This window comes from Flavobacterium sp. 9 (assembly GCF_002754195.1).
Lineage (GTDB): Bacteria > Bacteroidota > Bacteroidia > Flavobacteriales > Flavobacteriaceae > Flavobacterium.
Window position 1 is genome coordinate 4,428,439 of sequence record NZ_PEEU01000001.1, and the last position, 14,404, is coordinate 4,442,842.

The 14,404-nt window shown below is 32.5% G+C and carries 11 protein-coding genes; 10 read left to right on the top strand and 1 reads right to left on the bottom strand.

The window, feature by feature from the left end:
* Positions 1-52 precede the first annotated feature (52 nt).
* The 8 genes from CLU81_RS18375 to CLU81_RS18410 all read left to right on the top strand — a co-directional run bounded on the left by CLU81_RS18375 (position 53) and on the right by CLU81_RS18410 (position 10,482).
* The gene (locus tag CLU81_RS18375) at positions 53-2,776 is read left to right on the top strand and encodes a SusC/RagA family TonB-linked outer membrane protein (RefSeq protein WP_099711136.1); all 2,724 of its coding nucleotides are present in this window, start codon (positions 53-55) and stop codon (positions 2,774-2,776) included.
* Positions 2,754-3,221 carry a hypothetical protein gene (locus tag CLU81_RS18380; RefSeq protein WP_099711137.1) on the top strand — a complete coding sequence of 156 codons (468 nt, stop codon included), beginning with the start codon at positions 2,754-2,756 and terminating at the stop codon, positions 3,219-3,221. Before CLU81_RS18375 ends, CLU81_RS18380 begins: the two co-directional genes overlap by 23 nt.
* A gap of 4 nt (positions 3,222-3,225) precedes the next feature.
* A complete protein-coding gene (locus CLU81_RS18385) occupies positions 3,226-4,698 on the top strand; it encodes a RagB/SusD family nutrient uptake outer membrane protein (protein WP_099711138.1) in 1,473 nt (490 codons plus the stop codon).
* Between the two features lie 158 nt (positions 4,699-4,856).
* Positions 4,857-6,824: a putative porin gene (locus CLU81_RS18390; RefSeq protein WP_099711139.1), complete on the top strand. Its 1,968-nt coding sequence runs from the start codon at positions 4,857-4,859 to the stop codon at positions 6,822-6,824.
* A 48-nt stretch (positions 6,825-6,872) separates the two neighbouring features.
* On the top strand, positions 6,873-8,234 hold the full coding sequence (locus CLU81_RS18395) for a pyridoxal-phosphate dependent enzyme (RefSeq protein WP_099711140.1): 1,362 nt from the start codon (positions 6,873-6,875) through the stop codon (positions 8,232-8,234).
* 84 nt (positions 8,235-8,318) lie between these two features.
* The gene (locus CLU81_RS18400; RefSeq protein ID WP_099711141.1) at positions 8,319-8,801 is read left to right on the top strand and encodes a 3'-5' exonuclease; all 483 of its coding nucleotides are present in this window, start codon (positions 8,319-8,321) and stop codon (positions 8,799-8,801) included.
* Between the two features lie 76 nt (positions 8,802-8,877).
* Positions 8,878-10,149, top strand: coding sequence for a DUF2851 family protein (locus tag CLU81_RS18405; RefSeq protein ID WP_099711142.1), 1,272 nt, complete (start codon positions 8,878-8,880; stop codon positions 10,147-10,149).
* Positions 10,150-10,254: 105 nt separating this feature from the next.
* The gene (locus tag CLU81_RS18410) at positions 10,255-10,482 is read left to right on the top strand and encodes a PspC family transcriptional regulator (RefSeq protein WP_099711143.1); all 228 of its coding nucleotides are present in this window, start codon (positions 10,255-10,257) and stop codon (positions 10,480-10,482) included.
* Positions 10,483-10,545: 63 nt separating this feature from the next.
* Here CLU81_RS18410 and CLU81_RS18415 read toward each other — a convergent pair whose 3' ends face one another.
* Positions 10,546-12,021 (bottom strand): APC family permease, encoded by a 1,476-nt coding sequence (locus tag CLU81_RS18415; RefSeq protein ID WP_099711144.1) that lies wholly within the window; start codon positions 12,019-12,021, stop codon positions 10,546-10,548.
* A 272-nt stretch (positions 12,022-12,293) separates the two neighbouring features.
* Between CLU81_RS18415 and CLU81_RS18420 the strand changes: the two genes are divergently transcribed.
* Positions 12,294-13,181, top strand: a complete 888-nt coding sequence (locus tag CLU81_RS18420; RefSeq protein ID WP_099711145.1) for a helix-hairpin-helix domain-containing protein — start codon at positions 12,294-12,296, stop codon at positions 13,179-13,181.
* 12 nt (positions 13,182-13,193) lie between these two features.
* A complete protein-coding gene (locus tag CLU81_RS18425) occupies positions 13,194-14,336 on the top strand; it encodes an acyl-CoA dehydrogenase family protein (RefSeq protein WP_099711146.1) in 1,143 nt (380 codons plus the stop codon).
* Positions 14,337-14,404: the final 68 nt, after the last annotated feature.

Here is a 14,404-nt window from a genome sequence, read left to right on the forward strand (position 1 = left end):
GTAAGAAATTAATTTCATTTTTGTTAACTAATTAACCAAAAAATAACTTAAGATGAGATTGAAATTTACATGTCTTTTAACATTCTTGGCCTTGATTATGATGCAATTTTCTTTTGCACAGGAAAGAATGATTTCTGGAATTGTTTCAGATAATAGTGGACCAATTCCAGGCGCGAACGTTACTGTAAAAGGCACAAAAAGTAGTGCTCAAACAGATTTAGATGGTAAATATGCCGTGAAAGCAAAAACGGGCGATATCTTAGTATTCTCTTATATGGGAATGCAGGATGCTGTTGTCACAATTGGCGCTTCATCTACAGTAAATACTAAGCTAAAAGAGGATGGAAAAGAATTGGATGAAGTTGTTGTTGTGGCTTATGGTAAAGCTAAAAAATCTTCATACACAGGTTCTGCTACTCAAATTAAATCTGAGCAACTTGAAAATAGACCTTTAACAAATGCGCTTTCAGTTTTAGAAGGAAGTACTTCAGGAGTTCAGGTTCAAAGTTCTGCAGGTCAGCCAGGATCAGCGCCAGAAGTAAGAATACGTGGATTTAGTTCTGTGAATGGTTCAAATACGCCATTATATGTTGTGGATGGAGTACCATTTGCAGGAGATATCAGTAATATAAATTCAAATGATATTGAGAGTTTGACAGTTTTAAAAGACGCTTCTTCGACATCACTTTATGGTTCAAAAGCGGCAAATGGCGTAATTATTATTACTACAAAAACAGGAAAATCGAACAAGGATAAATTTTCGTTGAATGTAAGTACGGGCATGACTTCAAGATCGATAAAAGATTATAAAAGGGTCGATGCGTATCAATACTATCCTTTAGAATGGGAAGCCATAAGAAATAGCCGACCTATGGCTACACAAGCACAAATTGATGCAGCTAATATTTATGCATCTGGCAGAGTGGGAACAGTATTGGTTACAAATCCGTTTAATGTTCCAATTGGTAGTGTTGTAGGTACTGACGGAAAATTAAATCCTAATGCACAATTATTGTATCCCCAAGATTTAGACTGGGAAAAACAATTAGAACGTGCCGGTGTTCGTCAGAATGTAGATTTTTCTTATCAGGGTAAATCAGAGAAATCTAATTATTTTGCTTCTTTAGGACATCTGAATGAAGAGGGATATATTCGAAATACTGGTTTTGAAAGAACAACAGGACGTTTGAATTTGAATACAAGTCTAAATAACTGGTTTAAAACCGGAGTAAACATTTCGGGGACTTTAACGAATTCTAAATTAGGAACAGATGGAGTAGCTAATACAAATTCTTTCAATAATCCCTTTAGAACGATAAGATATATGGGGCCAATTTACCCTGTTTTTGATCATACAGAAAATGGAGATTATGTGCTGGATGATAATGGTGAAAGGGTATATTCAACTCTTCGAGGTTCGGGAGCGTCTAATGGTCGAAATATAGTATATGAAACATTAAATAATACAGATGTTAAAAAGGGATTAGCTCTTTCAGGAAGAACTTTTTTTGAAATAAGTTTTTTAAAGGATTTCAAATTCACAACTAATGCTTCTATTGATAAGACTTATTCTAATAGAACTTATTCATACAATACTCTTATAGGCGATGGATCTCCTACAGGATTAATGAGTAAAGAGGATAGGATATTTACGGGGGTTACCTATAACCAATTATTAAATTATTCAAAAAAAATAGGGAATCATTCTGTTACTGCATTGCTAGGTCACGAAAGTTTTGATTATGAAAGAAATTGGACTGCAGGTGTAAAGACAGGACAGGTTGCGCCGGATAATATAGAATTTATCAATTATGCAACGGTTACTACTTTAGAATCTATCACAAGAAATTATTCAACTGAGTCTTATTTTTCAAGAGTTGGATATGATTATATGGATAAATATATTTTTTCGGCATCGTTACGCAGAGATTCATCGTCAAAATTTGCGAAAGATAACCAGTGGGGTAATTTTTGGTCTTTTAGTGGCGCTTGGATCGTTTCTAAAGAAAATTTTCTTAGTGATGTTTCATGGGTAAATGATTTGAAACTTAGGGCATCAATGGGGCAGGTTGGGAATGATTCGCATATAGCTTCAGATAGAGACGAGGATGGTACAATAACGAATGGTTTAAATTATTATATAGGTCAATCTACTTATAAATTAGGTAACGATAACGGTGGTGAAGGCGGTGTCATAATATATGGTTCAGCAGCGACAGATTTAAAATGGGAGGTTAACACTCAAAAAGATGTTGCAGTTGAGTTTGGCTTGTTTAAGAATAGACTTAAGGGAAGTATTGAGTATTATAATCGAAATACTGATGGACTTATTTTTGATGTGCCCAATGCATTATCCTCAGGTTTAGATTATAGAGTTGAAAATATTGGATCAATGGTAAATAAAGGTTTTGAGATTACTTTAGATGGTGTAATCCTTAAAACAAATGATTTTTCATGGAGTTTAAATGTAAATGCCTCAACGATTAGTAATAAAATTACAAAGTTGCCACAGAAAGAAATTATCGATGGGACTAAGAAATTAACAGTGGGCAGTTCGATTTACGATTATTGGTTAAGAGATTGGTATGGTGTAGATCCAGCTGATGGATATGCACTTTATGTCGCAGATCCAAATTTAATTGTTGCAGGAGATAGTACTCAAAGAGTTGTAAATGGAGTAAATGTAACAACAGATCAAAACAAAGCACTTTATCATTATGCAGGTTCTGCAATACCGGATTTATTTGGGTCTTTTGGAAATACATTTAAATATTAAAGGGCTTCAGTTAGATATTATGTTTTCTTATCAACTAGGTGGTAAAACGTATGACTCAAATTATGCTTCTTTAATGCATACGGGTAATAATTATGGATCTGCTTTAAGTACAGATATTCTTGACAGGTGGCAGAAACCTGGAGATATTACTGATGTACCTCGCTTAGATGTGACTAGAAATACGCAATCTTCTGCCGCTTCGGACAGATGGTTAATGAACTCTGATTATTTATCACTAAGACAAATTAATCTGTCTTATAAATTGCCTTCCGATTTAATATCCAAATTAGCTATTGACAATGCAACGTTGTATATGAACGGCGAAAATTTATTACTGTTTACTAAGCGTCAGGGAATGGATCCAACTCAAACTTTTAACGGAACAACTCAAAACAGGTATATTCCATCAAGAGTAATTACGTTAGGTTTTAATTTAAATTTTTAACAATATGAAATCAAATTATATAAAACAAGTATTACTTCTAATAGTAATTGTATTTCTGGGAGCTTGTTCAGAGGATTTTTCAGAAAAAAAGCCAACTGAGTTTGTAGATTACGATGGTGCAACAAGAACGACGGAAAATTTAATGACTCTTTTAAATGGTATTCATAGGTCTTTGTATATTACTTATGAAGATCAAAGTCAAGGAGGTCTTGGAGGTTTAATGCAGCAGACGGATATTGCTGGTGATGATGTGGTTTTTCCAATTACTAACGGTTGGTTCTTGCAAGTTTATAATTGGAGTGCATTAAGCAATGAAAATTCTCAGGATATTCGTTTTCCTTATCGAACTTATTACAGAATAATAAGAAATGCGAATACTATAATAAATGCAACAGATACTGCTATTGGATCTGGTAAGGATAAAAATATTGTAAAAGGACAAGCTTTATTATATCGCGCATTTTGCCATTTTCAATTGGTGCAATTGTATGGTAAAAGATATGTAAACGGCGAAACAAATTCGCAATTAGGGGTTCCGATTATTTTAACTGTTGGGAACGGTAATTTTCCACGTTCTACTGTTGAAGAAGTATATGCCCAAATTAATAAAGATTTAGATGAAGCTAATATTTTATTAGTAGGATATGTAAAATTAAATAACTCTCATTTAAACTTAAAAGTTGCTCAGGGATTAAAAGCACGTGTAGCTTTAACTCAGGGAGATTGGCAAATTGCTGCAGATTATGCTAATAAAGCAAGATCAGGAATGAGTTTAATGTCTATTGCAGATTATGGAACAGGTTTTAATGATTATAATAATAAAGAATGGATGTGGGGAAGTCATATTAACGAAGTGCAAACACAATATTTTGGGAATTTTGGAGCTTATATGTCCAGAAATTTTAATTCAACTGTCATACGTTCTTGCCCTAAAGCGATTAATAGTAAGTTGTATGCTATGATTCCGTCCACAGATGTACGCTCTACTATTTTTAGTGTAGACGGCCAACATCCTAATCTTTCGTTAGCAAGTAATTTTGCCAAGTTCCCATATACAAGTCAAAAGTTTTTATCTATAAGTACCGGTGATAGTAGATGTGATGTTCCATATATGCGTGCAGCAGAAATGTATTTGATAGAAGCCGAAGCAAAGGCAAGATTAGGACAAGCTGATGCAGCAACAATCCTTTTTGATTTTGAGAAAGCAAGAAATCCGGAATATGTTTTATCTACGAATACAGGACAAGCTTTAGTTGATGAAATTTTATTGCAAAGAAGGATAGAATTATGGGGAGAAGGATTTAGATTTTTTGACTTAAAGAGAACAAATTCTTCTTTAGACAGAACAGATTCGAATCATGATTCAGGAATTACAAATGGAGTTCTGATTGTTCCTTCGGGAGATAAAAGATGGCAATGGTTGATTCCTAAAGTAGAAATAAATGCAAATCCGCTAGTGGAACAAAACGAACTATAATTTTTTTCATTATTATTTAAAACTGCCCAAAATATTGGGCAGTTTTTTTATATTCTAATTTGAAATTTTCACAATACTAAAAGTATTTTTTTATACGTTTTTATCTTTTACCTTTGCTTGATAAATTTTGTCGAAATAATTACATATAAAGCCATCAAATGAGAATATTCATTTTTCTATATCTATTAGTTGTACCAACATTATTGTTTTCTCAAGAAAAAACCGTTCCTAAAAATGGTTTAGACATGAACACAAAATATTCAAGTATAACAGATACTGTAAAGAAGAAAAAATCATTAGTTGCAACTATTGATCAATACAAAATTATTACACTGGAACATGATACAACGTACGTAGACACCTCATTAACATTGAAAAGTGCCTATAGACAAAATCATCTTCGAAAAGATACTTTTGGACTATTACCTTTTTCGAATATCGGACAAACGTATAATACATTACAATATAATTTAACTAGTTTTTCGCCATATCCTGAAATTGGTTTCAAAGGGAAACACTTTAATTATATGGAAGCCAGCGATATCAAATATTATTCGGCTGCAACTCCATTAACTGAATTATTTTTTAATACAACAATAAATAAAGGACAAAACGTAGATTCATTTATTACATTAAATACGTCCAAAAATCTTAACTTTTCTATTGCCTATAAGGGTTTACGTTCAGAGGGAGATTATATAAACCAATTGGTAAGTGCCGGAAATTTTAGATTTACGACTAGTTATGCAACAACGAGCAGAAGATATGCTTTAAACGCTCACTTTGTTTCTCAGGATATTTCTAATGAAGAAAATGGCGGAATAACAACACCTACAGATTTTGAAAGTGATAATAAAGATTATAAAAATCGTCAGCGTTTACAGGTTTATCTAACAGATGCAAAGTCATTTCTAAAAGGAAGACGATTGTTTTTTGATCATGCTTTTAGAATAAATCCAACAAATGGGAGTAATAATTTATACGTAACACATCAATTTAATTACGAATATAAATTCTTCGAATACAATCAGCCAACGGTAATTTCGACAGTAGATAATGGACCGGTTGAACGTTTTGGAGAATCTTACACAACAAGTAATATTAACGATCAGACGCGTTTTGAAAAATTGTATAATAAAGTGGGAGTTGCATATGAAAACTCTCTTTTAGGGAAATTCAACTTTTTTGTAGACGATTACAGATCAAATTTTAAGTATGACAGGATTATAGTTTTTAATGACGGAAGAATTATTCCGGATAATTTATACCAACAGATAAATAATTTTGGAGGACAATATGAATATCAGAAAAACAAATGGAATGGCCGTTTTTTATATTCTAGATCAATCACAAATGTGTCGCTTTCTGATTTAGACGCTAAGTTGAGGTATAATCTTAATGAGAAAATACAATTTGATTTTAGATATAGAAATGTCAATAAATTACCAAATAACAATTATAATTTGTATCAAAGTAGTTACGTAAAGTACAATTGGTCAAATAATTTTAAGAACGAAAAAATCAATTCGCTTAGTGCAAATGTTTATACACCGTGGTTAAATGCTGAGGTTGAATATTCTGTTTTAAATGATCACTTGTATTTTAAAGATGATTCATCACCAACGGAAATTGCAGCTCAAACACAAATTATAAAACCGGCTCAATACGGAAATGCTATTAATTATTTGACTATAAAAGCTAGCAGAGAGTTCAAATTTGGACCTTTTGGTTTTGATAATACACTTTTATACCAAAAAGTAGATCAATCTAATTTGATTTTAAATGTACCTGATTTTGTAACCAGAAATACATTTTATTACTCAGGGTATTTCTTTAAGAAAGCCTTGTTCATGCAAACCGGAGTTGTATTTAATTATTTTACCAAATATTATGGTAATGATTATAATCCGGTGGTTGGAGAATTTTTTATTCAGGAAAATAAAAAGATTGGTGGTTATCCATTATTTGATTTATTCGTAAATGCAAGAATTCGTCAGACTCGTTTTTATTTAAAAGCAGAACATATAAATTCTATTTTTTCTAAAAGCGATTATTATTCAGCACCTAATAACCCTTATCGTGATTTTGTTATCCGATTTGGTTTAGTTTGGAATTTCTTCCAATAAAATTAAGTTCTGATTACATTAGAAACCAAATATTAAATTAAAATAGAAATGGACTTTTCAAAAAACATTTTAGAAACAATTGGTAATACGCCATTGGTTAAACTCAACAAGATTGTTGCTGAAATTGATGCCTTGGTATTGGCAAAAGTCGAAACTTTTAATCCGGGGAATTCTGTAAAAGACAGAATGGCCGTAAAAATGATTGAAGACGCAGAGGCAGATGGCAGATTAAAACCTGGAGGAACTATTATTGAGGGAACTTCTGGTAATACAGGAATGGGATTAGCACTTGTGGCAATCATAAAAGGATACAAGCTGATTTGTGTAATATCAGATAAGCAGTCTAAAGAAAAAATGGATATTTTACGTGCCGTTGGTGCAAAAGTAGTGGTTTGTCCTACTGATGTTGAACCAACAGATCCACGTTCTTATTATTCGGTTTCTAAACGTTTAGCTTCAGAAACGCCTAATTCATGGTATGTGAATCAATACGATAACATGTCTAATTCATTGGCACATTACGAGCAAACTGGACCAGAAATCTGGAAACAAACAGATGGTAAAATCACACATTTTGTGGTTGGAGTAGGAACCGGAGGAACAATTTCAGGAGTTGGAAGATACTTGAAAGAGAAAAATCCAAATATTAAAATTTGGGGAATTGATACTTATGGATCTGTTTTTAAAAAATACCACGAAACTGGAATTTTTGATGAAAATGAGATTTACTCTTATATAACCGAAGGGATTGGAGAAGACATTTTACCTAAAAATGTTGACTTTTCATTAATCGATGGTTTTACAAAAGTAACCGATAAAGATGCTGCGGTTTATACAAGAAAAATTGCTCTTGAAGAAGCTATTTTTGTTGGAAATTCAGCTGGAGCTTGTATTAAAGGTTTGTTACAATTAAAAGAACATTTTAAACCTGATGATGTTGTTGTGGTTCTTTTTCACGATTCAGGAAGTCGTTATGTTGGTAAAATGTTTAATGACGATTGGATGCGTGAGCGTGGTTTCTTAGAAGAAAACGTAACAAAAGCCGAAGATGTAATTAAAGATCATATCGATAAACAATTGATCGTTGTTCGTACAGAAGAGTTAGTTTCGCACGCAATTGAGCGTATGCGTAAGTATAAAATTTCTCAAATTCCGGTTGTAGATATTAACGGATTTGTTGGTTCTGTAGACGAAACAGATTTGTTTAGAAGTTATGTTGCTGATAAAAACGTAGCTGAAAAACCAATTAAAGAAGTAATGGGAAAACCTTTTCCTATTGTGAAATTAGGAACACCAATAGAAGAAGTTTCTAAATTATTTACAAAAGAAAATGATGCTGTTTTAGTAGATCTTGAAAATGGAAATCATCATATTATTACAAAATATGATATCATTGGATCGATAAAATAATACAATTTTTATAATTTTATAAAACCATAAATCTAATTATTGAGATTAGATTTATGGTTTTTTTTAGCTTAAATAAATTTTAAAATGAACTTTACCGCGATAGATTTTGAAACAGCGACAGGACATCATCCATGCTCTGTTGGAATTGTTACCGTACAAAACGGAATAATTGTAGACGAGTTTGTTACTTTGATTAAACCGCCTAATAACGAGTATAATCCCTATACAATTCGGGTTCATGGTATTTATCCAAGAGATACTGTGAATGCTAAATCATTTTTGCAAGTTTATCCAGAAATCGAAAAAAGATTAAAAAGTAGAGTAGTAGTAGCACATAACGAAAGTTTTGATCGTAATGTTCTGGCTAAATCAATGGCATTTTATGGTTTGAATTACGAAGATTTGAATATTGCTCCTAAATGGGAATGCACTGTCAAGATCTATAAAGCAAAAGGCTTAAAACCAACTAAATTAAGTGATTGTTGCAGGGAAATGAAGATTCAGTTAAGTCATCACGAAGCATTGTCTGATGCGAGAGCATGCGCTAAATTATATATGTTGAGATAAATATAATATTTTGTAAGATTAGTATTATTTTTTTAATTAAATTTAGGCTTTTATAAATCATCATAAAAGCCAAAAAATGAAAGAAGATTTTCTTCATTATCTCTGGAAATTCAAGAAGTTTGAAACCTTGAATTTAAGAACTACACAAAATGAATCCGTTACTATTATTAAAACCGGAGATTACTTAGAACTTTCCGGACCTGATTTCTTTAATGCCCAGATTGTGATTGGCGATCAAAAATGGGCTGGAAATATTGAGATTCATATTAAATCTTCTGATTGGTACGTGCATCATCACGAAAAAGATATTGCATATGAAAATGTAGTTTTGCACGTAGTTTGGGAACATGATGCAGAAATATTCAGAGAAAACAACATTGAGATTCCGGTTTTAGTTTTAAAAGATTATGTTTCATCTGATATAGTATCTTCCTATAAATCACTTCTTGTTCCAAAATCATGGATATTCTGCGAAAGAGAAATTTCGGAAATAGATGATTTTGTATTTAAAAACTGGAAAGAAAGATTGTTTTTTGAACGATTAGAACGCAAGTCAAAATTTATCTACGATTTGCTCGAAGAAACAAATCAGGATTGGGAAGCAGTTTTGTTTTGCTTACTAGCAAAGAATTTTGGATTAAATACTAATGGGAATTCTTTTTTGCAAATCGCTAAAGCCATTCCGTTTTCGGTTATTCGAAAAGAAAGTTTTGAAGTAGAAAACCTCGAAGCATTACTTTTAGGAACCGCCGGTTTATTAGATAAAGATGGCGAAGATGTTTATTTTACAGATTTAAAACTGAGATATTTTTATCTTCTGCATAAATATCAGTTTAAAAAATGCCATATCGATTTTATTCAGTTTTTTAAGCATCGTCCGGATAATTTTCCGACGATTCGACTTTCGCAATTGGCAAATTTGTATACAAAACATCAAAATTTATTTTCGAAACTAATAAATCTAAAAGCGGTTAAAGACGTCTATGATTTGCTTGGTGTTTCTGCAAGTTTGTATTGGCAAAGCCATTATCAGTTTGATAAGGAAAGTCCAAAGAAGGCAAAACATTTATCGAAAGCATTCCTGGATTTAGTAATTATAAATACCATAATTCCGCTTCAATTTGCTTATTTCACAACAATGGGTGAAACAATTTCCGAGGATTTAATTGAGTTTATGAATGAAGTTGCGCCAGAGAATAATGCTATTATAAGTAAGTTTAATTCTTTTGGAATCGTTTCTAAAAATGCTTTTGAAACTCAAACCTTATTAGAACTTAAGAATGAATATTGTAATAAAAAAGCGTGCTTAAAATGTGCATTAGGAATGGAGTTATTGAAAAACAATTAGCTAATTGGAGGAATTAGATAATTAGAAAATGTGATAATTAGATAATTTTGTACTTTTGCTATTCTGAGCGAAGTCGAAGGATAAATTTAAAATATATAATTAACTATGTCAGCTATTTTAAGACTAAAATTTTTTTTCGAGAAATATGGATTTCATGTTTCTTCCAGATTGGCAGACAAACTAGGAATGCGTGTAACAAGCGTTAGATTATTCTTTATTTATATTTCGTTTGTAACGGCCGGTTTAGGTTTTGGAGTCTATTTGACACTTGCATTTTGGATTCGGCTAAAAGATTTAGTTCGTGCAAAAAGAACATCAGTTTTTGATTTATAGATAAAAAAAACTCCATCAGCCGCGGCTGATGGAGTTTTTTTTATGAAGTAATACTGGTTTTGCTTATTCGGCAGTATCAGTATTTGTTTGATTAAGTTTTGCTCTCTTTTTACTGTATCCAAAGTAAACAAGAATACCAATCGCTAACCATCCAAGTGAAAGCAATTGCGCGTCTAAACTTAAATTGATCATTAGATAAGTATTGATTGCAATTCCGCAAACCGCAATTACTGGCAAAGCAGGAACTTTAAAAGTTCTGGTTAAATGAGGTTGTTTTACTCTTAAAATCCAAACAGCAATACAAACCATTGTAAAGGCAAACAAAGTACCAAAACTTGTCATATCTGCTAATCTGTTAATTGGAGTAAAAGCAGCAACTACAGCAATAATACCACCTAAAATCATTAAGTTAGTTCTTGGAGTTCCTGAAATTGGATTTACTTTAGAAAATACAGAAGGAATTAGACCATCTTTAGACATACCAAGGAAAATTCTTGATTGTCCCATGATCATTACCATTAATACAGAAATCAAACCAATAGTTGCAGCAACTGTAATAATGAATCCTGCCCAAGGTTGTCCTGCAATATCAAATGCATAAGCAACTGGTGCTTTTATCGCTTCAGGATATTTTCCTAGTGGATTGAAATCTTGATAATTCATCATTCCTGTTAATACTAATGAAACAAGAATATATAAGGTAGTACAAATTAATAAAGAAGCAATAATTGCAAACGGAACATCTTTTTTAGGATTAATAGCTTCTCCAGCTTGTGTAGAAACAGCATCAAAACCTACATAAGCAAAGAAAATTGCAGCAGCTCCAGAAACGATACCACCAATTCCATAAGCATTATGAGTTGTTTCTTTTTCTACGATTTGAGTAGCAGCTGGAATAAACGGATGCCAGTTAGCAGTATTGATGAAGAAAAGTCCAGCTATGATAACGAAGATTACAGCAGAAACTTTTAGAATTACAATCATATTGTTTGCTTTCGCAGCGCTTTTTGTACCTTTAATTAGCAACGAAATAACTAAGATAACGATTAAAAAAGCAGGAAGATTCATAGAAAAACCCTCTCCAGTATAACTGGCCGGGTCTGTTGTGAGCCATTCAGGAAGTTTAATATGAAACATTTTAAGTAATTTATTGAAGTACCCTGACCAGGAAACCGCGACGGTCATTGATCCCATTGCGTACTCGAGGATAAGACCCCAACCGATAATCCAGGCAAAAATTTCTCCAATTGTACCGTAGGCATAAGCATAAGCTGAACCTTCAACGGGTAGAATTGACGCAAACTCAGAATAACAAAGAGCAGCAAAAACGCAGGCAATACCCGCAATAATGAAAGAAAGGGCTAATGCCGGACCTGCGTGATAATATGCACCAGTACCTGTAAGAACAAAAATTCCTCCACCAATAATGGCACCAACTCCAATCGCAGTAAGGCTCCACTTTCCTAGAACTCTTTTTAAATCACTTTTTTTCATATCGGCCTCAAAGGCAGATATTGGTTTAACTCTCCAAATTGACATATATAATATTGGTTTATTGTTATTAAGCTCCAAATGTATTGTTTTTTGTAAAAAATAAAAACAATAATCATCTTTTAAGTTATAAAATATTTAATTATGTGATAATACCCACAAGAAACATCGTTTAAATTCTTATATTCATTAAAATTATTAGTGTTTTACAGCAGATTAATCAATTCGCAAATTAATCAAAAAATAACTATTTTTCTTGTTAAAATGATTTATTTTCGCGCAAATCTTATTTCAATTTGGAATAGAAAATTTTTAAAATAATGAATTTTAAAGCATTGTTAAGGCATTTTAAATTTACAAGTCAGGAGCGTACGGGGATTTTTTTGCTTTTTATAATTATAATAGTATTACAAGCAGTTTATTTTTTGGCTGACTTTAGTGTTCCTGAAAAATCTTTCCCTGAAAAACAAGAGTGGATTTCTTTGCAAACAGAAATAGATTCTCTAAAATCGATAAGATATAATGAGAAACCAAAAGTGTATACTTTTAATCCCAATTTTATCTCAGATTATAAAGGCTATAAACTCGGAATGTCGATTGAGGAGATTGATCGTTTATTGGCTTTTCGGAAAGAAAATAAATATGTCAATTCGGTAGAAGAGTTTCAGCAAGTCACAAAAGTTTCGGATTCTTTATTAAACGTTATTTCTCCATTGTTTAAATTTCCGGATTGGACTCAGAATAAATCTACTTTTAAAACAGAAAAGAAAGAGTACGTTCGGAAATCTTATTTGAAAAAGGAAAAAGCAGAAGTTTTAGATATAAATGTAGCAACCCAGGAAGACTTAATCAAAGTATACGGAATAGGCGAGGCTTTATCTTTAAGAATATTAAAGCAAAAGGAAATTTTGGGATGTTTTGTTTCTATGGAACAAATGAAAGATATTTGGGGACTTTCGCCAGAAGTTGTAATGGAATTAAATTCACATTTTAAAGTTGTGATACCTTCAAATCTGAAAAAAATCGCGGTAAATGATGCCTCTTTAAAAGAATTATCGCAGTTTCCTTATTTCAGATATGCATTGGCAAAACAGATAGTGACAACTCGAAGTATGAATGGAAATTTTAATAATATTGAGGATTTATCAAAAATTAAAGATTTTCCTGTTGATAAAGCAAAAATAATTAGTTTATATTTGGAGTTCTAAAAAAAGCGCACAATGAATTTTGATTACAATGAAACGCAATCGATGATTGCTCAGTCTATAAAAGAGTTTGCCGATAAAAACATTAAACCTTATATAATGGAATGGGACGAGGCTCAGATTTTTCCAATTCCTTTATTCAAAAAATTAGGTGAAATGGGATTTATGGGTGTTTTGGTTCCTGAAGAATATGGAGGTTCAGGTTTAGGATATCACGAATATATTACAGTTGTCGAAGAGATTTCAAAAGTAGATCCGTCAATTGGTTTGTCAGTTGCGGCGCATAATTCATTATGTACAAATCATATTTTGACTTTTGGAAATGAAGAACAAAAGAAAAAATGGTTGCCAAAACTAGCAACAGCTGAGTATATTGGAGCTTGGGGATTAACCGAGCACAATACAGGTTCTGATGCTGGTGGAATGAATACAACCGCAGTTAGAGATGGTGATCACTGGATTGTAAACGGAGCTAAAAACTTTATTACACATGCTATTTCTGGAGATGTTGCAGTAGTAATTGTTCGTACAGGCGAAAAAGGAGATTCAAAAGGAATGACAGCTTTTGTTTTCGAAAAAGGAATGAAAGGATTTAGTTCAGGAAAAAAAGAAAATAAATTAGGAATGCGTGCCAGTGAAACTGCCGAATTGGTTTTTGACAGCTGTCGCGTTCCCGATGCAAATAGATTAGGAGAAGTTGGTCAGGGTTTTATTCAGGCCATGAAAATATTAGATGGAGGCAGAATTTCGATTGGAGCCTTATCATTAGGAATCTCAAAAGGAGCTTATGAAGCTGCATTAAAGTATTCTAAAGAAAGACATCAGTTTGGTCAGCCAATTAGCAGCTTTCAGGGAATCTCCTTTAAGTTGGCGGATATGGCAACTGAGATCGAGGCTTCGGAATTGTTATTGCATAAAGCTGCTTTCTTAAAGCAACAACATAAACCCGTTACGACACTTGGCGCGATGGCAAAAATGTATGCTTCAGAGGCTTGTGTGAAAATTGCCAACGATGCTGTCCAGATTCATGGTGGATATGGTTATACAAAAGATTTTCCGGTAGAGAAGTTTTATAGAGACTCTAAGTTATGTACAATTGGAGAAGGAACTACAGAAATTCAAAAAGTAGTTATTGCAAGAAATCTTCTAAAAGAGTAAAATAATAAGTTGGGCGTGCCCATAAAAACAAAAGCCATTTAGCAAACGTTAAGTGGCTTTTGTTCTTA